General features: G+C 60.0%; 25 protein-coding genes and 3 riboswitches. Of the genes, 8 read left to right on the forward strand and 17 right to left on the reverse strand.

All coding sequences use genetic code 11. The features are described 5' to 3' along the window. Positions 1-2: 2 nt before the first annotated feature. The 4 genes from ettA to msrA all read right to left on the reverse strand — a co-directional run bounded on the left by ettA (position 3) and on the right by msrA (position 3481). Positions 3-1685, reverse strand: a complete 1683-nt coding sequence (gene ettA, locus FB466_RS11670; RefSeq protein ID WP_141918555.1) for an energy-dependent translational throttle protein EttA — start codon at positions 1683-1685, stop codon at positions 3-5. Positions 1686-1690: 5 nt separating this feature from the next. Further along, positions 1691-2179 (reverse strand): DUF6993 domain-containing protein, encoded by a 489-nt coding sequence (locus FB466_RS11675; protein ID WP_141918556.1) that lies wholly within the window; start codon positions 2177-2179, stop codon positions 1691-1693. A gap of 47 nt (positions 2180-2226) precedes the next feature. After that, a complete protein-coding gene (locus FB466_RS11680) occupies positions 2227-2757 on the reverse strand; it encodes a single-stranded DNA-binding protein (RefSeq protein WP_141918557.1) in 531 nt (176 codons plus the stop codon). A 202-nt stretch (positions 2758-2959) separates the two neighbouring features. Next, positions 2960-3481, reverse strand: a complete 522-nt coding sequence (gene msrA / locus FB466_RS11685) for a peptide-methionine (S)-S-oxide reductase MsrA (RefSeq protein WP_141918558.1) — start codon at positions 3479-3481, stop codon at positions 2960-2962. A gap of 74 nt (positions 3482-3555) precedes the next feature. Here msrA and FB466_RS11690 point away from each other — a divergent pair, with 74 nt between their 5' ends. Together FB466_RS11690 and FB466_RS11695 are read left to right on the forward strand one after the other, a co-directional pair. Continuing rightward, the gene (locus tag FB466_RS11690; RefSeq protein ID WP_141918559.1) at positions 3556-4545 is read left to right on the forward strand and encodes an EamA family transporter; all 990 of its coding nucleotides are present in this window, start codon (positions 3556-3558) and stop codon (positions 4543-4545) included. A 73-nt stretch (positions 4546-4618) separates the two neighbouring features. Further along, the gene (locus FB466_RS11695) at positions 4619-4918 is read left to right on the forward strand and encodes a hypothetical protein (protein WP_141918560.1); all 300 of its coding nucleotides are present in this window, start codon (positions 4619-4621) and stop codon (positions 4916-4918) included. Here FB466_RS11695 and nadE read toward each other — a convergent pair. Genes nadE through thiE form a run of 3 tightly spaced genes read right to left on the reverse strand, consistent with a single transcriptional unit; the run spans position 4915 to position 7542 of the window. After that, entirely contained in the window at positions 4915-5748 is an 834-nt protein-coding gene (nadE, locus tag FB466_RS11700) for an ammonia-dependent NAD(+) synthetase (RefSeq protein WP_141918561.1), read from the reverse strand. The two genes, FB466_RS11695 and nadE, sit on opposite strands and share 4 nt — an antisense overlap. Before the next feature lie 37 nt (positions 5749-5785). Beyond that, positions 5786-6820, reverse strand: a complete 1035-nt coding sequence (locus FB466_RS11705; RefSeq protein WP_141918562.1) for an alpha/beta hydrolase — start codon at positions 6818-6820, stop codon at positions 5786-5788. Positions 6821-6849: 29 nt separating this feature from the next. Then, a complete protein-coding gene (gene thiE / locus FB466_RS11710) occupies positions 6850-7542 on the reverse strand; it encodes a thiamine phosphate synthase (protein WP_141918563.1) in 693 nt (230 codons plus the stop codon). Positions 7543-7617: 75 nt separating this feature from the next. Continuing rightward, positions 7618-7711: riboswitch (TPP riboswitch) on the forward strand. Here thiE and thiD point away from each other — a divergent pair. Beyond that, on the forward strand, positions 7702-8583 hold the full coding sequence (gene thiD, locus FB466_RS11715) for a bifunctional hydroxymethylpyrimidine kinase/phosphomethylpyrimidine kinase (protein ID WP_141918564.1): 882 nt from the start codon (positions 7702-7704) through the stop codon (positions 8581-8583). It overlaps the preceding riboswitch by 10 nt. Further along, entirely contained in the window at positions 8580-9818 is a 1239-nt protein-coding gene (locus FB466_RS11720) for a ThiF family adenylyltransferase (protein WP_141918565.1), read from the forward strand. The genes thiD and FB466_RS11720 overlap by 4 nt, the downstream gene beginning before the upstream one ends. A gap of 22 nt (positions 9819-9840) precedes the next feature. Here the strand turns inward: FB466_RS11720 and FB466_RS11725 are convergent, their stop codons facing one another. From FB466_RS11725 to thiO, 4 genes are all read right to left on the reverse strand, one after another. Continuing rightward, a complete protein-coding gene (locus tag FB466_RS11725; protein WP_141918566.1) occupies positions 9841-10554 on the reverse strand; it encodes a hypothetical protein in 714 nt (237 codons plus the stop codon). 45 nt (positions 10555-10599) lie between these two features. Then, on the reverse strand, positions 10600-11367 hold the full coding sequence (locus FB466_RS11730; RefSeq protein ID WP_141918735.1) for a thiazole synthase: 768 nt from the start codon (positions 11365-11367) through the stop codon (positions 10600-10602). 29 nt (positions 11368-11396) lie between these two features. Beyond that, positions 11397-11642, reverse strand: a complete 246-nt coding sequence (gene thiS, locus FB466_RS11735; RefSeq protein ID WP_211344818.1) for a sulfur carrier protein ThiS — start codon at positions 11640-11642, stop codon at positions 11397-11399. After that, the gene (gene thiO, locus FB466_RS11740; RefSeq protein ID WP_246054664.1) at positions 11639-12865 is read right to left on the reverse strand and encodes a glycine oxidase ThiO; all 1227 of its coding nucleotides are present in this window, start codon (positions 12863-12865) and stop codon (positions 11639-11641) included. The genes thiS and thiO overlap by 4 nt, the downstream gene beginning before the upstream one ends. Further along, positions 12863-12986: riboswitch (TPP riboswitch) on the reverse strand. Its footprint overlaps the gene before it by 3 nt. Positions 12987-13067: 81 nt before the next feature. Further along, a riboswitch (TPP riboswitch) is annotated at positions 13068-13165 on the forward strand. A gap of 79 nt (positions 13166-13244) precedes the next feature. Between thiO and FB466_RS11745 the strand changes: the two genes are divergently transcribed. Genes FB466_RS11745 through FB466_RS11760 form a run of 4 tightly spaced genes read left to right on the forward strand, consistent with a single transcriptional unit; the run spans position 13245 to position 16585 of the window. Beyond that, a complete protein-coding gene (locus tag FB466_RS11745; protein ID WP_141918568.1) occupies positions 13245-13943 on the forward strand; it encodes a TenA family protein in 699 nt (232 codons plus the stop codon). A 19-nt stretch (positions 13944-13962) separates the two neighbouring features. After that, positions 13963-14982: an ABC transporter substrate-binding protein gene (locus tag FB466_RS11750; RefSeq protein WP_141918569.1), complete on the forward strand. Its 1020-nt coding sequence runs from the start codon at positions 13963-13965 to the stop codon at positions 14980-14982. Continuing rightward, entirely contained in the window at positions 14982-15770 is a 789-nt protein-coding gene (locus FB466_RS11755; protein WP_141918570.1) for an ABC transporter permease, read from the forward strand. Before FB466_RS11750 ends, FB466_RS11755 begins: the two co-directional genes overlap by 1 nt. After that, on the forward strand, positions 15767-16585 hold the full coding sequence (locus tag FB466_RS11760) for an ABC transporter ATP-binding protein (protein ID WP_141918571.1): 819 nt from the start codon (positions 15767-15769) through the stop codon (positions 16583-16585). The genes FB466_RS11755 and FB466_RS11760 overlap by 4 nt, the downstream gene beginning before the upstream one ends. Positions 16586-16610: 25 nt before the next feature. Here the strand turns inward: FB466_RS11760 and dnaE are convergent, their stop codons facing one another. The 6 genes from dnaE to FB466_RS11790 all read right to left on the reverse strand — a co-directional run bounded on the left by dnaE (position 16611) and on the right by FB466_RS11790 (position 23222). Continuing rightward, a complete protein-coding gene (gene dnaE / locus FB466_RS11765; RefSeq protein WP_141918572.1) occupies positions 16611-20114 on the reverse strand; it encodes a DNA polymerase III subunit alpha in 3504 nt (1167 codons plus the stop codon). Positions 20115-20165: 51 nt separating this feature from the next. Beyond that, positions 20166-21086, reverse strand: coding sequence for an RluA family pseudouridine synthase (locus FB466_RS11770; RefSeq protein ID WP_141918573.1), 921 nt, complete (start codon positions 21084-21086; stop codon positions 20166-20168). After that, on the reverse strand, positions 21076-21666 hold the full coding sequence (gene lspA, locus FB466_RS11775) for a signal peptidase II (RefSeq protein ID WP_141918574.1): 591 nt from the start codon (positions 21664-21666) through the stop codon (positions 21076-21078). Before lspA ends, FB466_RS11770 begins: the two co-directional genes overlap by 11 nt. Before the next feature lie 26 nt (positions 21667-21692). After that, on the reverse strand, positions 21693-22340 hold the full coding sequence (locus FB466_RS11780) for a DivIVA domain-containing protein (RefSeq protein ID WP_141918575.1): 648 nt from the start codon (positions 22338-22340) through the stop codon (positions 21693-21695). A gap of 111 nt (positions 22341-22451) precedes the next feature. Next, positions 22452-22742, reverse strand: coding sequence for a YggT family protein (locus FB466_RS11785; protein WP_141918576.1), 291 nt, complete (start codon positions 22740-22742; stop codon positions 22452-22454). 18 nt (positions 22743-22760) lie between these two features. Beyond that, positions 22761-23222 (reverse strand): cell division protein SepF, encoded by a 462-nt coding sequence (locus tag FB466_RS11790; protein WP_141918577.1) that lies wholly within the window; start codon positions 23220-23222, stop codon positions 22761-22763. Positions 23223-23237: the final 15 nt, after the last annotated feature.

Consider the following 23237-nt stretch of genomic DNA (forward strand, 5'->3'; position numbering starts at 1 on the left):
GTTTAGTCTCTCGTGAGCTTACGATAGCTGGCGCGGGATGGCTTAGCCGCATCCGGTCCGAGGCGAACAATTTTGTTCTCCTCGTAGGCCTCAAAGTTTCCTTCGAACCAGTGCCAGTAGGACGGGTTCTCCTCGGTCCCCTCAAAGGCCAGGATATGGGTAGCGATACGGTCAAGGAACCATCGGTCGTGTGTAATGACCACCGCACAACCGGGGAACTCCAACAAGGCGTTCTCCAAGCTTGACAGAGTCTCGACATCAAGATCGTTCGTCGGCTCATCGAGCAACAACAGGTTGCCCCCCTGCTTGAGAGTGAGCGCCAGATTCAGACGGTTGCGCTCCCCACCGGAGAGCACCCCGGCGGGTTTCTGCTGGTCCGGCCCCTTAAAACCGAATGTGGATACGTACGCCCGAGATGGAATCTCGGTGTTCCCCACCTGGATATAGTCCAGTCCATCCGAAACTACCTCCCAGAGTGTCTTCTTGGGATCAATTCCGCCACGAGATTGGTCCACATAGGAGATCTTGACTGTCTCTCCCACTTTCAACTCGCCACTATCCAACTCTTCAAGCCCCACGATCGACTTGAACAGTGTGGTCTTTCCTACCCCGTTCGGACCGATCACACCGACAATGCCGTTACGGGGCAGGGTGAAGGACAGGCCGTCAACAAGCACACGCTCGCCGAAACCTTTCCGAATATTCTTGGCCTCAAGAACGATCTGTCCCAGGCGGGGGCCCGCAGGAATCTGAATCTCCTCAAAGTCGAGCTTCTTAGTCCGCTCAGCCTCTTCGGCCATCTCTTCGTAGCGAGCAAGTCGGGCCTTCGATTTGGCCTGACGGCCCTTGGCGTTTGACCGCACCCACTCCAGTTCCTCGGCCAGACGCTTGGAGAGCTTTGCGTCCTTTTTACCCTGGACCTGTAGACGTTCCTGCTTCTTCTCCAGGTAGGTGGAGTAATTACCCTCATAAGGGTACAGACGGCCGCGATCAACCTCGGCAATCCACTCGGCGACATGGTCGAGAAAGTATCGATCGTGTGTGACGGCGAGAACGGCACCGGGGTACTTCGCCAGGTGCTGCTCCAGCCAGAGCACGCTTTCGGCATCCAAGTGGTTCGTGGGCTCGTCGAGAAGTAGCAGATCGGGCTTCTGCAGCAGAAGCTTACAGAGAGCGACACGACGCTTCTCCCCGCCAGAGAGGTTTCGAACAATAGCGTCGGCCGGCGGGCAGCGGAGCGCCTCCATCGCCTGCTCCAGCTGCGAGTCGAGGTCCCACGCATCGCGCGCATCAATCTCTTCCTGCAAGGTACCCATCTCGGGAAGCAGGACATCATAGTCGGCATCTGGGTTGGCCATCTCAGCGGAGATCTCGTTGAATCGGTCGATCTTTGCTTTGGTATCGGCCACACCAGCCTCCACATTGGAGAGCACGGTGGCGTCCTCATCAAGCTCGGGCTCCTGCAACAGAATGCCAACCGTATAGCCGGGCGTGAGATGTGCTTCACCGTTGCTGGGAGTATCCAGGCCAGCCATAATCTTGAGGATCGTAGACTTACCGGCACCGTTGGGACCCACGACGCCAATCTTGGCCCCGGGGATGAACGACATCGAAACGTCGTCAAGGATTACTTTGTCGCCGTGCGCTTTACGAGCACGCACCATTTGGTAAATATATTCAGCCATATTGCCTACCAGTCTATGGGCCGGGTCTCGCCGATGATGCAGACACTCTTGTCTGGCCCCACAGCAGCAACCTTAAGCCCGGTGACAGAACGATCTCCCGTCACAAACTGGCCCAGAAGACACTCCTGGCCCACCAGTACGGAGACAAAGATATTGTCGGCCACCAGGTTGGTCTGCGTCTTGTCAAAAGACACCTGCATAGCCGATTTATCAAACCCGGCCGCCACCAGAGCGTTGACCACGTTCTCACCGTTGATATCTGCACCACCGGATGCTGTTGCCTGGTTGGTGTAGCTGAAGAACGGCAGATTCTGCTCTGCTGTTCCGTCCGGTACAAACTCTGGCACTTCTTCGGGCGCAGCGCTCGTCGGCGCGGTTGTGGATCTGGCGGCCGGGGCGGGCCGACCGGTGACCATATCAATCAGTGAGCATCCGCTCACCACTCCCACAATTACCAACACGGCAATACCCGAATAGATGCGTCGTTTTTTCACCCTATGAGTGTACCGACGAAAGAGTCTCCCAAACTGGTAGAAGAATACTAGAAGGGCACAGCCACCTCTTCAGCGTGGACTCCATCCTCCTCGCTCGCCAACGCATTGCCTGTACTTCCGGGAAGAGCCCACCCCGAGCGCATTCCAGCAGGTGACCCCTCGGACGGCCCGGAGGCAGCGGATTCCCGCGCCTCGGCATCCGCCCGATCAGAAGTGGAGGTGAGCAGAGTACGGTGGAAGGCTGTTGTTCCCCACAAAAGATCGTGTCCGATGGATTCGGCCTCAATCTCGACGCTGATACCTGACTTCTCGCTGCTCTGCCATGGCCGAACCCGAAGCTTACCCCGTAGAATCACCCGATCACCCTTGTGTACAGAACCAGCAACGTTTATTGCCGTCTGTCGAAACGATGTCACAGTGTACCAATTAGTTTCACCATCAATCCACGTACCACTCTGACGGTTGTAGCGCCGCTGGGCGGAGGCCAAGCGAAACGAGGTAATCGCGAGACCCTCATGGGTAGTGAGATGCCGTGGTTCGGTGGCGACAACGCCGGATACGGTCATCATGTCGGTCATGGTGTTCTCCTCTGATCTCCCGGGCGGAGCGTATCGGGCCACCAAAAGGTGGCACGGACACCGGAGCGCTCCCGCCCGGGAGACGATCTCCGATGCCCGCACAGCCAGTGTGCCGAGAACCAACCGGACCGGGCAGAGAGACGCTGTCATCTGTGGAGAAGAAGACCGCTACGCCGACCTGTGGGGAAGAGCTTCCGCGAAGCTAGCGGATGTACTCCGTAAACGTCGCACGAATTTTCTGTACCTTGGGCACCGCAACGGCCATGCAGTATCCCTGGCCCGGGTTCTTCGTGAAAAAGTCCTGGTGATACTCCTCAGCCGGGAAGAACATGCCGAGAGGGCTGAGCTCCGTGACGATCGTGCCGGGCCACCACGCCCGAGCACGATCCCGAGCGGCCGACATAAGCTCGCGCTGATCCTCGGAACGGTAGTACATTGCCGAACGGTATTGCGTACCCACGTCGTGACCCTGCCGGTTAAGCTGGGTGGGGTCATGCAGGGTAAAGAAAACGTTGAGAATGATCTCGGTCGGGATGACCTCCGGATCGTACTCCACGCGCACGGCCTCGGCATGCCCGGTATGTCCGGTACACACCTGCTCGTAGGTGGGCGATTCGGTCTCGCCGCCCGTATAACCGGACACCACATCTGTCACACCGCGCAGTGTGCGATAGACCGCATCCAAACACCAAAAACATCCGCCAGCAACCACAAGAGAAGTCATCGCATCATGCTACCCCCGGTCGGCCCTAAGATAAGTGCTGTGCATCACATCAGCTATACCCCGCACGCGCACGCGTGAACCGCGGATACGCCTACGCTCTGCTCTCAGCTTTTCTCTTCGGCCTCAATGGCAGCGTGGCCAAGGTGGTGCTGGCGGCGGGTATCACGGCGGCGCAACTCACATTCTTGCGAGTGCTGACCACCTGCGTGATTGCCGGGCTCGCCCTTCTATTTACTCACCGATCAGGGTTCCGGCTCACCCCGCGCCACGCCGTCGGCATGCTAGCGCTTGGCCTTCTGGGAGTCTCGGGGCTCCAGTTTTTTTACGCAACGGCTATCACCATGCTGCCCGTCGGGATCACTCTACTCATCGAGTATACGAGCGTACTCATGGTGGCACTCATCGCATTCTTTGCCTTCAGAGAAGCCGTGCGGCCACGACTCTGGCTCGCCCTGGGCCTCGTTCTCGCGGGACTCGCCGTCGTCTCCCACATCTGGGCAAGCCAGCTATCTTCGAGCGGTGTCGCGTTCGCTTTCGGCGCGGCCCTCTGCTATACGGCTTACTTCCTCGTGGGTGAGCGCGCAGTCGGAGCCACAAGCCCACTCGTCGTGTCTTTCTGGTCGATGCTCGCGGCAACCATTTTCTGGGCCTTCTTCAGCGGGTGGTGGCAGCTGGATCTGACGGCGCTGGGGGCCCCCGTTTCACTCAGCGATAACCTGGCGCAGCTGAACCCACCGCTCTGGCTCCCCCTCCTCTGGACCCTCACGATGGGGTCTTTCGCACCGTTCTATCTGTCTTTTCTGGCTCTCAAACATCTCCCGGCCACGGCTGCAGGAATTGTCGGTACCTCTGAGGTCATCTTCGCCTTCATCGTGGCCTGGCTATGGCTCAATGAAACACTCGATGTCGTGCAGATCCTCGGGGTTATCGTGGTGATGTTAGGTATTGGAGTCGCTCAGACCGCGCGGCAGGACCACGCACTAGACCTCAGTCTCGCCACACAGGAACTCTCACTCGGGGCGCTGCGCGACCCAGAACTCCCGCCGCAGGTTTCTCGACGCTAGCAACCGTTTCCCTCGCTGTCGGTGGTCACCCGTAGTCTCTCCCCATAGCTATCTTCACCCGAGAGGACACAGAATGACCACTATCCACACGCCACCCCCGGCCGTCTTGGACGAGATACTCTCGCTCTTCCCCGGGGTGTCACTCCGTCCGCTGCGCACGGGCAGCTACCGAGTCACAACACTCTCGGGTCAGCTGGCTGGATATATCCACCCGATACTCGACAAGACGGGCACCTGCTTTCGGGCAACCCTACACAGACCTGGCACGGCCGAGTGCGTTGATTTGGGCGATTTTTCACGGCTGACAGATACCGTCGAATCGTTTTACCGCACACTACATGAACGGTATGGTGCCGCACAACGCACACCCTAACGAGCCAGGCGCCACCACTGGTCAATCGGGGTGACGGGCATCCGGCGCTTATGCTCGGTAGCTCGGTATCGTGCCTCGATGGCCTCGGCTACCGTCTGATCAACCTCGTTCCCCTCCAGGTAGGCATCAATATCGGCATAACGAAGACCCAGGTTATCCTCATCGGTTTGGCCGGGAGCATCATCGAGTAAGTCAGCGGTTGGCTCTTTGAGGTACAGCTCGGTCGGCGCTTGTAGATGTTCAAGAAGCTGTCTCCCCTGCCCTTTTGTCAAACCACTGAGAGGCAAGACATCAGCCCCACCATCACCAAACTTGGTGTAAAAACCCGTCACCGCCTCGGCCGCGTGGTCAGTTCCCACGACGAGTGCCGCACGCTGCCCGGCAATTGCGTATTGTGCAATCATGCGAACACGAGCTTTGACGTTCCCGCGGTTAAAGTCACTCACCGGCTCACCGAGCGCCCGAGCGAACTCTGCGTCGCAACCAGCGACGGCGTCCCTGATATTGAAAGTGACAGCATGGTCCGGCCGAATAAACTCCAGAGCTCTCTGCGCATCGTGCTCGTCGTGTTGGATGCCGTGGGGTAGTCGCACGGCATAAAAATCGGCCCGCCCACCCGCATCCCGCACCCGCTCAACCGCGAGCTGGCACAGCCGACCGGCAAGCGTGGAGTCTTGGCCGCCGCTGATGCCCAGCACAAACCCGGCAGCACCGGGCACCGCGGCCAGATACTCCACCAGGAACGCAACACGGGCAGAGATCTGCTGAGCAGGGTCAATCGTAGGCTCGACACCAAGTGCGGACACAATCTGAGACTGAAGCAAACGCATTCCCCCACGATACCCCGCCCGGAGGTTGAGTCGATGGCTACGGCAACCATTCAAAAGGGTGCGTCACCCGGACCGGATCACGCAGATAACCGCCCAGCCACCGGTCCATCTGCACATAAGCTTTCTCTCGCACCGGCCGCGCCGACAGGATGATATCGTGCAGAGCACCGCTCACCCGCACAAGGGTCATGCACTCTCCCACATCGGCAGCACGGCGGGCAATCCCATCCACATCAAGCACACTATCGGAGTGACGCATTGACTCGTCCCAGGTAGCGCGCAGTGAGCTGGTGTCCGAGAGCAGCACAAGCACGGGAATCGTGAGTCCGAGCGTGTGTGCGACCGTCTGGTGCCCACGAATCACGGCATCCAGCCACCCCGGGTACACCGAAAAACTCAGCTCTGGTCGCCACCGCAGATCGTAGTCCCACTCGCCGCCCAAGCTTCGGTGCAGCGAGCGAGCGTAGAATCCACGGTCAATCTGTGGGTACGGAGTTTTGCGGCCCAGACGCTTGATAGTGCTGTTCATCGGGGTGAACGCTAGTCGCCCCCACTCCCGCGTTTGCAATTCCAGCCAGGGGCTGTTGAGGACGAGCGCTGCAGCCCGCCCGGCATGGCGCGCAGCCCACAGGGACAGGGTGAGCCCACCGGTTGAGTGGCCCATGAGCACAAGCCTGCGCGAACTTTTCTGACCGTACCCGTGACCCATCTGCACGAGGGCAGCTTCCAGGTCTTCATCGTACGTGGCGAGATCCTCAATATACCCGGGTGTCTGCCCCGGGCGAAGGCTGCGACCGTATTTGCGCAGGTCAATCGCGTAGAATCTGGCACCACGCTGCCGCCAGAACTCAGCCAGCTCGGTCTGAAAAAAGTAGTCGGACCATCCGTGAACGTAGAGCACATCAACATTTTTAGCCACGCCTCTCCGCCGAGCCGAGAGCGGAGCGGAGCGGGCACGCACAAGGGTGGCCACAACCTCCCCCTCATCATCGCGAGTGAGAGGAAGGGTGCGGGCCTCGAATCCAGCCCCCAAGACGTCCGTACGCCATCCCGTGGTTGCGGACGAATCCACTGACCTACTATGCGATCCCCCCACGACACTCACCCCTGGACCTCGACGGTCAGCGAATTGGTGAGGGCTGCCCGCAGCGTGGCCGCCGCAGCGCGGGGATCGGACGACTCCGTCACGGCCCGCACAGCCACGACCCGCGTCGCACCGACCGCGGCCACCTCAGGAACGGTTCGGGGGTTGATATCGCCAATCGCAAACCAGGGGGTGCCCGGGCGTTGCTTCGCAACCCACTCCACCAGGCCAACCCCCACAGCTGCACGGCTGGGTTTGGTGGGCGTTGCCCACACCGGGCCCACGCAAAAGTAATCCACATTAGGGTCAGCATCAGCGGCCATAGCCTGGTCACGACTATGGGTCGAGCGCCCCAGGATCACGTCGGGACCCAGAAGCCGCCGAGAGTCTGCAACGCTCAGGTCACCCTGCCCACTGTGGAACACGTCTGCCCCCACAAGGAAAGCCAGATCGGCCCGATCATTCACGGCGAGGAGCGCCCCCTCCCGCACGCAGACCTCCCGCACGGCGTCGAGCACCCTCCGTTCCTCAGCGGCGTTGAGCGTTTTATCACGAACCTGCACGATGTCCACGCCGCCCCGGACAGCCGCAGCCACAAAATCGAGTAGATCACCCCGGACAACACGGGCATCGGTGCAGAGGTACAGCCGAGATGCACCTATTCGTTCCGCCCGCTGACGACCGACGTTGCTGCGCTGGGTGATGGACATCCCGCCTCCTCTGATAAGCACTACCGCCATTGTGTCACCTGTCATCCGCCGCGCCGCGGAGCGCTAAGCTGGTGCCACAGTGACACGGGGTGCCCCACCGGGGCTGAGAACACACCCGTAGAACCTGCTCTAGCTCACACTAGCGAAGGGAATGTCAGCATGATAGCTTCTACGTTTTCCGCCCCCACCGGCACCCCTAACCAGCACCCCGCGAGACCTCCCCGTGTGCTCAGCATCGCCGGGACCGACCCCTCGGGTGGTGCCGGTATCCAGGCCGATCTCAAGTCCATCGCCGCACTCGGTGGGTACGGGATGGCGGCGATCACCTCCCTCGTCGCACAGAATACCCACGGTATTAGGTCTATTCATACCCCGCCCGTTTCCTTCCTGCGTGAGCAACTCGACGCGGTGAGCGACGATATCCACATTGACGCCGTCAAAATCGGGATGCTCGGCACCGTTGAGGTCACCGCCGTGGTTGGCGACTGGCTGGCTGCCGCCCGTCCCCCAATAGTGGTTCTCGACCCCGTTATGGTCGCCACGAGCGGGGACCGTCTTCTGGCTCCCGGCGCAGAGGATGCTCTGCGTACGCTCCTCCCCGAGAGCACACTCGTCACCCCCAACCTGCCGGAACTTGCGGTTCTGGCAGGTGAAGAGCGAGCCGAGTCCTGGGCCAACGCCCTTAACCAGGCACGCCGAGTATCCGCCCACTACGGGGTGACGGTGCTCGCAAAGGGGGGCCATCTTGTCGGCGACCACTGCCCGGACGCGCTGGTTGACGAGCGCGGGTTCCCTGGTGGTGACACATTGATCGAGGTCAGCGGGCCTCGACTCACTACCCGAAACACGCACGGGACCGGATGCTCCCTCTCCTCAGCACTCGCCACGGCACAGGCGCGGAACAACGACTGGGCACTCTCCCTCCGTGAGTGCACTGCCTGGCTCCGGGACAGCATTACCCACGCCGATGATCTGGAGGTGGGCAGCGGGAACGGCCCCATCAATCACTTCCACACTCTCTGGTCGGCGGCAACACGATGACGCCCCCGCCCCGCCAGCTGTCTCCACTCGTGACGGCCCTCAACGATCTCACCCCCGAGCAGCTCAGCCGCTTCTCGCGGCACATCATTCTGCCCGGATTTGGCCGTGAGGCTCAGCGTCGGCTCCTCTCGGCGCGGGTCGCGGTCGTGGGGGCCGGGGGGCTTGGAAGCCCTATCCTGCTCTACCTGGCCGCGGCTGGCGTCGGCACAATCGGCATTATCGACGACGACACGGTGGAGGCCTCCAACCTGCAGCGTCAGGTGATTCACTCGGTCAGGGATGTGGGCCGGTCCAAGGCTGACTCTGCCCGGGAGGCTGTCCTCACACACAACCCCGAAGCCACCGTCAATCTGCACCCGATTCGTCTGAACGCCCAGAACGCGCTCGATATTCTGGGTGGCTATGATCTGGTCCTCGATGGCTCGGATAACTTTACCACCCGGTATCTCGCGAGTGATGCTGCCGAGATTCTCAATATCCCGTGCGTGTGGGGATCAATCTTGCGCTTTACCGGGCAGGTCACCACCTTCTGGAACGTACCCAACGACGGGCGGCTCGGAGTGACCTATCGCGATCTCTTCCCTGAACCGCCGGCACCAGGAACCACGCCAAGCTGCGCGGAGGGTGGGGTACTCGGGGTGCTGTGCGCCACAATCGGATCGGCCATGGCAACCGAGGCGGTCAAACTCATCACCGGTGTGGGAACAACCCTTCTCGGCCGGGTACTGCACTACGACGCACTGAGTGGAAAGTGGCGAGAATTCGCACTCGAGCGAGATCCGGAGCGGGTACCCGTCACCCAGTTGGAGGAGGATGAGGTCACCTGCTCGCTACCGCCCGAGACCGCGCATGAACCCGACTGTGCCCCCGAGCCAGCCACCGCCGGTACGCTCCCCCGCACGCACGCCTGGACGGCGAGGGAGCTTGCACACGCGTTGCAGCACCGCGAATCCTCAGTAGACGCCTGGCAGCTGATCGATATCCGCGAGCCCGCCGAACGAGATATCGCGGTCATCCCGGGATCACGGCATATCCCTCTGACCGATTTCTCGGCGGGGAATGCCACCCAGCTACTCCCCCATGATGCACCCGTTGTCCTCTACTGCCATCACGGTGTGCGCTCGGCGCACCTCCTCGCGGACCTTGAACGCGCCGGGTTCACACAGGTGCACCACCTCACGGGTGGAATCGAGTCGTGGTCGCGCACGGTAGACGACTCGGTGCCCCGTTACTAGGGGGTTCGCATAGATCGACGTCCTACGCGAAGACCACGGCAGTTCTGTTTACGATACGTGTGAAGGTGCCCGGTTCGTCAATCACCACGCTCGTAGGGCACAGGACCGACAGCCACATCAACGACTTTTCCTGCGGAAGCGCCCGGACAGCCACCTGGTAGGTGTAGGTCGTGTCCTCACCCGTAAAGGTGAATCGGGTTGCCAAGAACTCTATTTTCTGCTGTCCCCCTATGGTTCCAACGGCAACATTTTCCACGGTGCTCGGATCGGCGGTGGTCACACCCGCCTTCCCCTCACCGAGCGTCGCCACCAGGGTGTCCAGGGAGGCTTCAGTCTCGGCCCGATCCGACGTGGGGTCCGCCCCGAGTGGCTCCTGCTCCGTCTGCGAGGTGGTGGCGATGCATCCCGAAGACCTATTTGTCTGTCGGTTTATACCCTGCTCATCAATAATGTCGAAATCGTATCCTTCCAGAGAAGGAAAGGACCAGATCGGTGCGGTGGGGGTGTCAAAATTCCCCAGCAGGTCAAGGCCAATAGCCCCGGGGGCATCGTTATCAGTTTGCACGTCACCAGTCTCACCGTCGGAAGCCCCGGAAGAGTGCCCCACACGCTCCGGCACCAGAGCGGCCACAGCCGCCAGAATCACACCCGTCAACCCTAGGTTCAAGACAATTCCAACCGCCACGACAGGAACGACCCACCGCTGTCGACCACGCTGATACTTCTGCCCGCTCATGGCCGATGCCTCGTTTCTCTCTGCTGCATTCCCGCTTCACCCGATCTAGAGGGCAAGGTCGAGGTTCGCCCTGCCATCCAGGGGAGACGAGGCGAGTGCTTCCGTCCTCCGGGGAATCCGACCCGCGTGCGCCGCCGCATAGCCTGCCTCAACGGCCAGCCGCATCGCGACCGCCATCCCCACCGGGTCCGCCGCGCGAGTCACCGCCGTAGCAAGCAACACACCCGCACACCCCAGTTCCATAGCCAGGGCCGCATCCGAGGCAGTACCTATCCCGGCATCCAGGATCACTGGAACCCGCGAGTGTGCGGCAATCGCCTCGATATTGTGCGGGTTGAGGATTCCTAGCCCCGACCCGATCGGAGCGCCAAGAGGCATCACCGCCGCGCAACCCACATCAGCAAGCTTGCGCGCCAAGATCGGATCGTCGTTGGTATACGGTAAAACCACAAAGCCATCGGAGACAAGCGATTCTGCCGCAGCCAGCAACTCGATAGGGTCGGGGAGCAGCGTGACATCATCCGCGACCACCTCAAGCTTGACCCAGTTGGTCTCGCACGCCTCGCGCGCAAGATGGGCGGTGAGCACCGCCTCCGCCGCCGTAAAACACCCGGCGGTGTTGGGGAGCGCACGAATACCGTTACGCCGCAACAGGCCCCAGACGGAACCATCGCCCTCGGCCTGAACCCTGCGCAGAGCCACGGTCGTCAGCTGCGTACCCGAAGCGACAAGCGCCCGTTCCAACGCACTCAGGCTCGGCGCTCCGCCCGTCCCCATAATCAGGCGAGAACTCAGGGCCTCACCCGCGATCATAAGCGGTTCGACACGGTAAGGTTCCACGGCTAGCCTCCCTGCACGGCGGTTAGAATCTCAACGCGATCCCCTACCACTGGGTGGGTCACGGACCAGCGACTCCGCGGCACAACCACGTCATTGATGGCCGCCGCAATGCCACCGGGCACAACGTCGGGTCGAGCAGCCACCTCGGGATTCACGAACGTCAGGATAATATCGTCCAGAGCCTGCCCCTCTCGCCACGGGCGGTCCAGGCCATTCACGGAAAACAGATCAGGTGACGGGGTCATCATATGCTCCTTGGGTGGGTGGGCAACTCGATAGCCGGTTGGTCTCCACAATCGGGTATCGGCACGCGGGCGGCGAGGCTGAATCGGTTGGGGTCGCAGACGCGGGCCTCTGCCGGCAACTCATCGCCACGCAGCAGAAGATTCACATAGTGATCGGTCAACGCTGCCAACAGGATACCGTGTCGATAGTGACCCGTCGCCACCAGCAATGAACCGTCCCCCACCCGCCCAATCAGCGGTAGGTTATCGGGTGTACCCGGTCGCGCCCGCGCCATGAGCTCACGCACGGGGGCCTCGTCGATACCGGGCACGATGGCTCGAGCATCTCGGAGCAGAGCAAAAAGGCCGCCAGCCGTCATCTCACGATCATCTGGCAGTTCAACGGTTGTGGCACCAATCACGATCTCGCCACCGGGGCGGGGCACCAGATAGATGGGACGGCCCTGCACCAGTCCGCGCACAGTGTAGCCGATATCGAGCCATGGAAGCCCTGATGCGTCTAGCCGCACCACCTCTCCCTTTACCGGGCGGGTGGGTACGACCAACCCCGGGATACGCCCAAGCAGTTCCCCACTCTCCCAGCCAGCCGCTACAAGAACCCGCTCAGCCTGCACGGTGCTCCCGTCCGACAGGAGGACGCCAGAAACGGTCGTTGTCGAACCGCTGTACTCGGTGAGAAGCGAGACGACGTGTCGCCGATCCGCGGCCACACCGCGCGCGGCGACCGCTGTCACGAGCGAGGAGATCACCCGCCGCGGGTTAACACTGTGATCATGCGCTGCCCACAGGCCGCCAGCGACCCGCGACCCCACGATACTGAGACGCTGACGCACCCCACTCGTGGTCAGCACGGCGGAGGACAACCCCCACTCCTCGTGTAGGTCATGGACACGCCGCGCCTCGGTAAGATCGCCCGAATCGAAAGCCACCGTGAGCGTCCCGGCCTGTCGCAACTGGAGGTCACATCCGGTCTCGGACGCCAGATCGGACACGAGTTTCGGCCAGAGCGCTGCGGAGCCCACGTTGAGTCTCATCAGATCGCGCTCGCCAAATGCCGCCTCAAAAGTGGGGGCGAGCATACCAGCCGCTGCGCGTGAGGCACCATTCCCCGGCTGGGGATCGAACCATCTGACCGTGAGCCCGGCGCGCACCGCCCGCCAGGCAGCTAAGGAACCCACTATTCCCCCACCGACAATGATTAGATCAACCGGATCGCCATCCCGCATACTCACACATCCGCTCCCTCGCGCTGGCATGACCCAGATCAGGTTCAGCGGTCGGCCTCCCTTGCTCGCTTTGGCGAACGGCCCTCTCAGCCCGACTGAACAGGCTCCCGCGCGATCACTATCTTATGCCACACGGCCCTAGACATTCGGGCCCGGAAGCGACCGCCGATGCCACCTGGCCGTGTGCTACGGTGTTAGCACACTGTAAGACACGGGGTGCCGCGCTCGATGCCCGGCTGAGATAAAACCCGAGAACCTGATGCAGGTAATGCTGACGAAGGGATGTCCGAGCCATGCCAGGCTGCACATTTAAGAACCATCGCTCCTCCACCCTCCGAAGAGTGCTTGGCAACGATCCGAAGCCGGAGAAAGTTGCCTCGTGAGCGAGCGATTTACCGACCGGCTGTGGGAGAACTCCCGCGATATCCGAGACACTATCACCGGGCTTGAATTCTTGACTCGCCTGGGCGATGGAACTCTCGACCGCGCCGATTTTTCTTTCTACCTGGAACAGGACTCGCTCTATCTCACCGGATATGCGCAGGCTCTGGCCATCCTCGCCTCCCGTGCCCCCACTCCCGACGCCGCGGCATTTTGGGCGGGGTCTTCCCGCACTGCGGTCGTGGTCGAGTCAGAACTACACGGCGAGTTGCTCTCCGGTGAGAGTGATCGCGGGGATCGACAACCGAGTCACTCCCCCACCTGCCTCGGCTACGTGTCCTACCTCATTGCGACGGCGGCAACCGCACCGTATCCTGTCGCCACTGCCGCCGTCCTGCCCTGTTTCTGGTTGTACGCGGATGTCTCATCTCGCCTTGCCCGTGACGCCACAGATGTCCTCGCCCGGGATCCCGAGCATCCGTTTGCCCGCTGGGTTGCCTCGTACAACGACGACGAATTCCAATCGTCTGTGCGCACCGCGTGCACGGTTGTTGACGCGGCACACGGAGGGTCAACGCCACACCACGACGACGCCATGATTCTGGCCTTCCGCACCGCGTGCACGTACGAGTTACTGTTCTGGGACTCGGCGCTCAACCGCGTACCCTGGCCGGCAACCGCCGTTCCCAGCCATTAACTTTCCGAAAGATTCCACCATGTCACGAACGATCCGCACGGTAGCACTTATCGGCCTGGCGACCCTGCTTCTCTCTGCCTGCGCAGCCCCGGCCGAGGAGAATGATGGGGACGGTAGCACCGTGCGCTTTGCGCTCGACTGGACCCCCAACACCAATCACACCGGCTTCTACGTCGCCCAAGAGAAGGGCTACTTTGCCGACGCCGGCCTCACCGTTGAGACGATCGACTACAACAATGTACTCCCCGATACCCTCCTGGATGCCGGTCATGCCGACTTTGGCGTGAGTTTTCACGACGCCTCTACCCTGGCACAGGCCTCCGGGGCCAGGGTGGTCACCGTTATGGCGGTGCTTCAGAACTGGGCCAGCGCCATCGGCATCGCTGCCAACAACACCTCCATCACACGCCCCGCTGATCTTGACGGCACCACCTATGCGGGCTTTGGCGAGCCCGCAGAAATTCCGCTCCTCACCCAGGTCATTAAGAACGATGGTGGAACGGGTGAGTTCGATAGTGTTGTCCTCGGCACTCAGTCGTATGAGGCTCTCTACTCGGGAGACGCCGACTTCGTGATCCCCTTCTTCACGTGGGAAGGTGTTGAGGCGGAACGCCGAGGCACGCCCATGACCTATTTCAGGTTCACCGATTACGGTGTTCCCAGCGCCTACTCGGTGGTTATCAACGCGAGTCGCGACTGGGCGGATGCGCACCCCGCGGAAAGTGCCGCCTTCGTTCAGGCCCTCCAGAAGGGGTACCAGTATGCGGCCGAGCACCCGGATGAAGCCGCCGATATCCTCCTCGAGGCCAACCCTGACCTGCTAACCGACGAGAAAATCGTACACGAAAGCCAGCGTCTTCTCTCCAGCACGCTCATGATGGATGCACAGGGCACGGTGGGCACCCTCGAGTCCGAGCGCTGGGCTGGCTATGCCAACTTTCTCTTCGACAACAAACTTCTGAGCGATGCGGACGGTAACCCACTTGCCGAGAGGCCTGATTGGGATACCTACTTCACCAATAAGTATCTCGCCGACTAGTGGATATCAGCCGAGCCGTGCGCACCGTCCGCCGCCTACTACCCGCCATCCTTCTGGGCGTTCTGCTGCTGGTCGGGTGGGAGTTGTACGTGCGTATAAGCGGCGTTCGTCCGCAGATTTTACCCGCGCCGTCACGCGTATTCGCCCAGGGAATCGCGCACAGCAGCGACCTCTGGCGGCACGCCTCGGCCACACTTCAGGTCACGCTGATCGGATGCAGCCTCACGTTGATCGTCAGCTGGCTCATTGCGACGGCCGTCGATTTCATTCCCTGGTTCCGTCTCTCGGTCACCCCCTTTCTCGTCGCCTCGCAGACCATTCCCATCGTCGCGATCGCGCCGCTCATGATCATCTGGTTTGGTTTCGGCACGTTACCCAAAGTTCTTGTTATCATACTTGTCACGTTTTTCCCCATCACTCTGGGTCTGATCGAGGGATTCCTCACCACGAGTCCCACCGCAACAGCCCTCCTCACGAGCATGGGTGCCTCCCGCTGGCAGATCTTCTACCGCCTGCGGGTGCCGCAGGCCATGCCGCGCTTCTTCACGTCGCTTCGTATTGGTGTCACCTACGCCGTTGTAGGGGCAATCTTTGCGGAGTATGTTGGGGCCCGCGCCGGGTTGGGTCTCTACATGAGCGCACAGAAGAATTCGTTCCGCACCGACCTCGTGCTGGCCGCGGTGGCACTCACCGCCCTCATGAGCGTCGCCCTCTTCCTCTTCACCTACCTGGTGCAGCGTATCGTTGCCCCCTGGACCGTTGTCACCGGAAAGGATACTCGCGGATGAGCGCCAACACTCCCCTCCGCAGCGCCCCCGGTCTCCCCCTCAAGATCTCGAATGTGAGCAAATCCTTCGCCACGAATCGCGACGTCCGACCCGTGCTCACTGACATCTCGATAACCGTCAACCGCGGTGAGTTTGTCTCGCTGATCGGCCCGAGTGGCTGCGGTAAAAGCACGCTGTTCAATATCCTCGCAGGCCTCGACAGGGCCGACAGCGGCGAAGTTGTTATTGATGGGGTCACACTCCCCCTCACCGGTTCGGCTAAGCGTTTCCGGCACAGGGCGGCTCACTGCGCCTACATGCCACAGGACGATGTACTCTTCCCCTGGCGCACCGTTCTCGATAACGCGATTCTGGGGTTGCAGATCGCCGGAACAGGGCGGGCCGAGGCCCGGGCTCGGGCGCGCGATCTCTTTCCCGCTTTTGGCTTGACCGGGTTCGAGGATGCCCACCCCGAGCATCTCTCCGGTGGGATGCGCCAGCGGGTGGCCCTGCTCCGTACGGTGCTTCAGGGCACCAACACTCTCCTTCTTGACGAACCCTTTGGGGCGCTCGACTCGCTCACCCGCACCGATATGCAGGACTGGTTACACGGTATGTGGCGCGATATGGGGTGGACGATACTACTTATTACCCATGACATTCGTGAAGCAGTGCGACTCTCGGATCGAGTCATTGCGCTCACACCGCGACCCGCATCAGTGCGCGGCATTATCGAACTATCGCGGCCACGGGGTGACGGCTTCGAGCCATCCATCACATCGCAGGAGATGATGCGGGCGGAGACCACTCTCACCACACTGCTGCACAACACCTAGCAAGAAGCGGTAACCGGAGACCACTCTAAGACAGAGAGCTCGGACCGAGGAGTCCCTTTACATCACCGAAGAAGTCTGCACTCACCGTCACGCTATAGGGCACCTCAAAGACACGAATAACGTCGTTGGTGAGGAGGTGCAACCGCACCTCGTTCTGACCGGGATGCCGACCTAGCACCTCCCGCAGGTCACGGATCACCTTTTCCGTGGCACGGCGATCCTGCACCGAGATCTCGATGGGCGCGCCAACCTCAGCCACAGCCACCTCCGGCAGGCTCACTCCGTAGGCGTGCATCGACATCCCGTCGTCGCGTGCGTTGATCTTACCCCGCACCGACGCGATCGAGTCACTCTCGAGAATTGGCCCAAACTCCAGGTATGACTTACCCATGAGTAGCACCTGCAACTCACCCGTAAAATCTTCGACCGTAATCATGCCGTACTGGTTGCCAGACTTGGCTACGCGGTGCTGCACACTCGTGATGAGCCCAGCAACCGTGACAGTTTCGCCATCAAAGTTGGCATCAGGGTTGTGGATCTCGCTGATCGTGGTGGTGGCGTGCTTGGCTAAAGCCAGTTCCAACCCCGCGAGCGGGTGGTCAGAGACGTAAAGCCCCAGCATGTCTCGCTCAAACGCGAGCTTATCTTTCTTCGCCCACTCGGGCCGCTCGGGAACGTAGTAGTCTTCCTCTTCAGAAAACAGGTCACCAAACAGATCAACCTGGCCGTGGGCCTCGTTGCGTTTGAGAAGAGCGGCAGCGTCAACTGCATCCTCGTGAATCTCTACCAGTGCGCGGCGAACCGGAGACACCGAGTCGAACGCGCCCGCCTTGATCAGCGAATCAACCGTCCGTTTATTCAGCACGGTAAGCGGCACCTTGTTGAGGAAGTCGTGGAACGAGCTGAAATTCCCCTTCTCCTCGCGGGCCGCACGGATCAGCTCCACCACGTTTGCACCCACGTTTCGGATGGCACCCAAGCCAAAGCGGATGTCCTTATCCACTGCTGAGAAATGCACAAACGACTCGTTAACATCCGGGGCCAGCACTTGAATACCCATACGTCGGCACTCGTTCAGGTACATCCCCAGTTTGTCTTTCGAATCGCCAACGCTTGTCAGCAGCGCGGCCATAAACTCAGCAGGGTAATTGGCTTTGAGATAGGCCGTCCAGTAGCTGAGCACACCGTATGCGGCCGAGTGCGCCTTATTAAAGGCGTAATCAGAGAATGGCAGCAGGATATCCCACAGGGTCTTGACCGCGGCGTTCGAGTAGCCGTTATCGTTCATCCCCTTCGAAAAACCCTCAAACTGCTTATCTAGCTCGGATTTCTTCTTTTTACCCATCGCGCGACGAAGCAGATCTGCCTGGGCAAGCGTAAATCCGGCAAGTTTCTGGGCGATCGACATCACCTGCTCCTGATACACGATCAGCCCATAAGTGCCACCCAACACCTCCCGCAGCGGCTCTTCGAGCTCCGGATGGATGGGAACGATATCCTGCTGACCATTCTTACGCAGCGCGTAGTTGGTGTGCGAGTTGGCCCCCATCGGACCGGGTCGGTACAGGGCCAGCACAGCTGAAATATCCTCGAAATTATCGGGCTTCATTAACCGCAGCAGGCCACGCATGGGGCCACCATCAAGCTGGAAAACACCGAGCGTATCCCCCCGGGCAATCAAATCGTAGGCCGATTGATCGGTCAGGTCGAGGCCTTCGAGAATCAGCTCCATGTTGCGATTAGCACGGATGTTATCCAGGGCATCGTCCAAGATCGTCAGGTTCCGCAACCCTAAAAAGTCCATCTTGATCAGCCCGAGCGACTCGCACGCCGGGTAGTCAAACTGTGTGACGATCTGACCATCCTGCTCGCGTTTCATAATCGGGATGATGTCGATCAGAGGGTCGCTCGACATGATCACACCGGCCGCGTGCACGCCCCACTGACGCTTCAGGTTCTCAATACCGCGGGCGGTATCGAACACCTTCTGAGCTTCTGGGTCCACCTCCAAGATGGCACGAAAGTCTGAGGCCTCCTTGTAACGCGGGTGCTCGGGATCCACGATTCCGCTCAGCGGGATGTCCTTCCCCATCACAGCCGGTGGCATCGCCTTGGTCAACTTCTCACCCATACCATACGGAAACCCGAGTACCCGGGAAGAATCTTTGAGAGCTTGCTTAGCTTTGATTGTGCCGTACGTGACGATCTGAGCGACGCGCTCATCACCGTATTTATCGGTCACATATTTGATGACCTCGCCGCGACGACGCTCGTCAAAGTCAACGTCAAAGTCGGGCATAGAGACGCGATCAGGGTTGAGGAATCTCTCGAAGATCAGTCCGTGCTGGAGCGGATCCAAATCCGTGATCTTCATCGCATACGCAGCCATCGACCCCGCTCCGGAACCGCGGCCCGGGCCCACACGGATTCCGTTCTTCTTAGACCAATTAATGAAGTCAGCCACCACCAGGAAGTAGCCGGGAAACCCCATCTGCACGATCACACCGACCTCGTAGTCGGCCTGTTTACGCACCGCGTCGGGGATGCCTGCAGGATATCGCTCGTGCAGCCCCGTCTCGACTTCCTTGATGAACCAACTCTCCTCGTTCTCCCCGGCAGGACAGGGATAGCGCGGCATATAGTTGGCCGACGTATCAAAAGCAGTTTCGCACCGCTCCGCGATCAGGAGGGTGTTATCACAGGCCTCAGGATAGTCGCGGAATAGCTGACGCATCTCAGCCGGGGTCTTAAGGTAGAACTCATTGGCATCGAATTTGAAACGGTTCGGATCGTCAAGGCGCGAACCAGACTGCACACACAATAGGGCAGCGTGTGACTCGGCATCAGCCGCGTGGGTGTAATGAAGGTCGTTGGTTGCTACCAGCGGCAGACCCAGGTCCTGGGAGAGCTTGATCAGATCAGCCATCACCCGACGCTCAATATCAATGCCGTGGTCCATGATCTCGCAGTAGTAGTTTTCGGCACCAAAGATGTCCCGAAAATCCGCAGCCGCCTGGCGCGCCTCGGTGTACTGTCCCAGCCGCAGCCTCGTCTGCACCTCGCCGCTTGGACAACCGGTCGTGGCGATCAGACCCTTGGCATGTTCACTCAAAATCTCACGATCCATACGTGGCTTAAAGTAGTAGCCCTCAATTGACGCCCGGCTGGAGAGGCGAAACAAGTTGTGCATTCCCGTCTGCGACGCTGAGAGGAGGGTCATGTGGGTGTAGGAACCAGCACCGGAAACATCATCACCGCTACCGCTCCCCCAACGCACACGCGTACGATCACTACGGTGGGTTCCCGGCGTGACGTAGGCCTCAGTGCCAATGATGGGTTTGATGCCGGCATTTGTCGCAGTGTTCCAAAAGTCAAAAGCACCAAACGTGTTTCCGTGGTCAGTAACAGCGATAGCGGGCATTCCCTGCCGAACGGCTTCCTCGATGAGGGGCTTGACTCGCGCCGCTCCATCCAGCATCGAGTACTCACTATGCACATGCAAATGCACAAAAGAATCTGTCTTCGACACGATGTCTCCCAGGGGTTGCAGGTGAGCCTTAATCTTACTCGAGACAGGTGGCTAGTGTCCGCGAAGAACCGCTAAAGCGTGCTGCAAATCAGCCGGGTATTCACTCTCGTAGGTGACCCACTCGGTCGTTCCTGGATGCATAAAAGAGAGTTCCTTGGCATGCAACCACTGGCGTTCCAGCCCCAGCTTGGTCGTCAAGGTGGGATCAGCGCCGTACATGCTGTCACCCACGCAGGGGTGACGCTGGGCAGCCATATGTACGCGAATCTGGTGTGTGCGACCCGTCTCCAGGTGCACCTCCAGCAGCGAAGCATAGGGAAAGGCCTCCAGCGTCGCGTAGTGCGTGATGGAGGACTTACCACCCTGAGTCACCGCAAATTTCCACTCGGAGCTCGGGTGGCGCCCAATCGGTGCGTCAATGGTTCCAGACGAAGGGTCGGGGTGTCCCTGCACAATAGCGTGATAGACCTTATCCACCGTTCGATCACGAAAGGCACGTTTCATTAGGCTATAGGCATTTTCGCTTTTGGCGACCACCATCACGCCGCTCGTACCCACATCGAGACGGTGCACAATACCGGCACGTTCCTGGGCACCCGAGGTAGCGATGGTGTAACCAGCAGCAGCCAGTGCACCCAGCACGGTCGGGCCAGCCCAGCCCACCGCCGGGTGAGCGGCAATTCCCACTGGTTTGTCGATAACAACGATATCTGCATCATCGTGAATGATCCGGAAGTCCTCAACTTCAACCGGTATCACCTGAGGCCCCTCCTTAGGAGCCCACTGAACATCAAGCATCGAGCCAGCATGCAGACGATCAGACTTGCCCACACGGGACCCGTCAACTCGAACCCCGCCGGCTATCAAAACATCGGCCGCAAAACTGCGGGAAAACCCGAGCAACTTGGCTAAGCCCGCGTCAACACGAACACCGTCGAGTCCGTCGGGAACGTACAGGCTTCTACTCTCCACGAGCAGTTCCCGTGTCGAGGTCAGTTTCGGAGCGCATATTCCCAACTTTCCGATCCCCCGCAATCGAAACCTCTCGACGACCATCAATCCGGATCCCCCGAAAAGTGAGGATCACGAAGACGATCATGCTGCTCACAATCGCCACATCGGCCAGATTATAAATCGCAGGGAGCAGCCAAGGCATTGAAATGAAGTCGATCACATGGCCAACGCCAAATCCGGGTTCACGAAAAAAGCGGTCACTCAGGTTGCCCAAGGTTCCCCCCAGCAACAAACCCAAAAAAACTGCCCATCCGAGCGAACGAATACGTGATGAGTACCACAGGACAAATATGGTGACAGCGGATGCCAGGATCGAGAAAATCCAGGTACTCCCACTCGCGAAAGAAAAGGCGGCCCCCGCATTTCGGACGAAGTAGAACTGGAGTGCGTCACCAATCACCGGAACTTGAACACCATAATCCAGGTTATTGACCACCCAAAACTTGCTGAACTGGTCAACTCCATAGACAAAGACTGCAAGCGCGACAAGCAGCAGAATCGCCGTGCGCCGCCGCCCCGCAGAACCAGGTTCGCTCAACTCAGCAGAAGGCTCCTCTATCCCGCTCAATCGAGACCGGCCGGGGCACCCTCCGGCTCCGGCGAGCCGTCGAGCCCGCGAAGCTGGCCCTGAATGTAGCTGCGGAGCGTGGAACGATACTCGCCCTCAAATTCACGAAGTTCTTTAATCTTTCCCTGAAGCTCGGCACGCTCACCGTTCAGGCGTGCAAGTTCGTCAGCCCGCTGCTTCTGAGCGTCGGAAACGAGTTCGCGAGCAGTGCTCTCGCCCTCACGAATAAGCGCATCACGCTTCTCCTCGCCGTCCCGGACGTGTTTGTCATGCAGCTCAAGGGCTAGTTGAAGCATCCCGCTGCTCTTTGACGCCTCGGTTGCCAACCCGGCACCGGCAAGAGCGGGTGCCGCAGGGGTTGGAGCGCTCACGACGGGCTCCGCGTGAGTAACAACGGTCTCTTCGATGTCGTCGGCACCCGAGAAAGCGGAGCGCGGCTGAGCAAACTCGTTCGCTTCCATGCTCTGTACACGATCACGAAGCTCTTCGTTCTCCTGTCGCAACGCGTTTGCCTCAGCTTCAAGACGACGCAATTCGATTCCAACCTCATCAAGGAAGTCATCAACCTGATCAAGGTCGTATCCATCACGGAACTTCGTGATCGTAAACCTCTTGTTTACGACATCTTCAGGTGTCAAAGCCATCGCTGGTCTCTTTCGTTAGTCTTCGCCACACTCGCGGCGTCACATCAACGCTAGCAAACCACTGAAGATAATGTGTAGCGTGACACCATGTCGAGCGAATTCGGTCAAATATTAGGGGAGTATTGCCAGGATGACCCAGCAAGCTATGAGGGTAATCATCCAGCCAAAGTCCAGTGACAGGCTGCCAATTCGAAGCGGTGGGATCAGCTTACGGATGAAGCGGATGGGAGGGTCAGTGATGGTGAATACCAGCTCAATCAGAACGACAACGAACCCCCGCGGTCGCCAGGCAGGGTTGAGAGCACGCACCCAGTCCAGGATAAACCGGGCCCAGAGGACAAGAATATAGAGCTGGACAATCAGCCGGGCAACAAAGCTAGCAACAAGGATTCCTTCAAGCATTACGCGATGGACTCTGCCCTAGGAGTTCACAAAGAACGACGCCTCAGCCTCACCAGAGTCCGCCTGGTCGCCGCTCAGCGCAATATGTGAAGGTGAGAGCAAGAAAACCTTGTTTGTGACCCGTTCGATCTTTCCGTACAGCCCCTGCGAGAGTCCACTCGCGAAGTCGATGAGACGCTTCGCCTCGGCATCGTCCATCTGCGAGAGGTTGATGATGACAGGTACACCGTCACGGAAGTTCTCTGCAATGACCTGTGCATCCCGGTACTGCTTGGGATGAACAGTCAAGATCTCGTTGAGAGGAGTTGCAGCTGGGCCACGGGTGGTGGCTCGACGAAGCGGAGTCACCGGAGCACGCGTGGGAGCAGCAGCGGTAGGTGCAACCGGAGTTTGCTTTGCATCCGGTTCAACCTCCTCATATTCCAGCTCTTCATCCGCAAGCCCCAGATAGACCATGGTCTTCTTCAGTGGATTGCTCATTAGTTACCTCCAACA

The sequence above is a fragment of the Klugiella xanthotipulae genome (genome assembly GCF_006716695.1).
In the GTDB taxonomy this organism is placed as follows: domain Bacteria; phylum Actinomycetota; class Actinomycetes; order Actinomycetales; family Microbacteriaceae; genus Klugiella; species Klugiella xanthotipulae.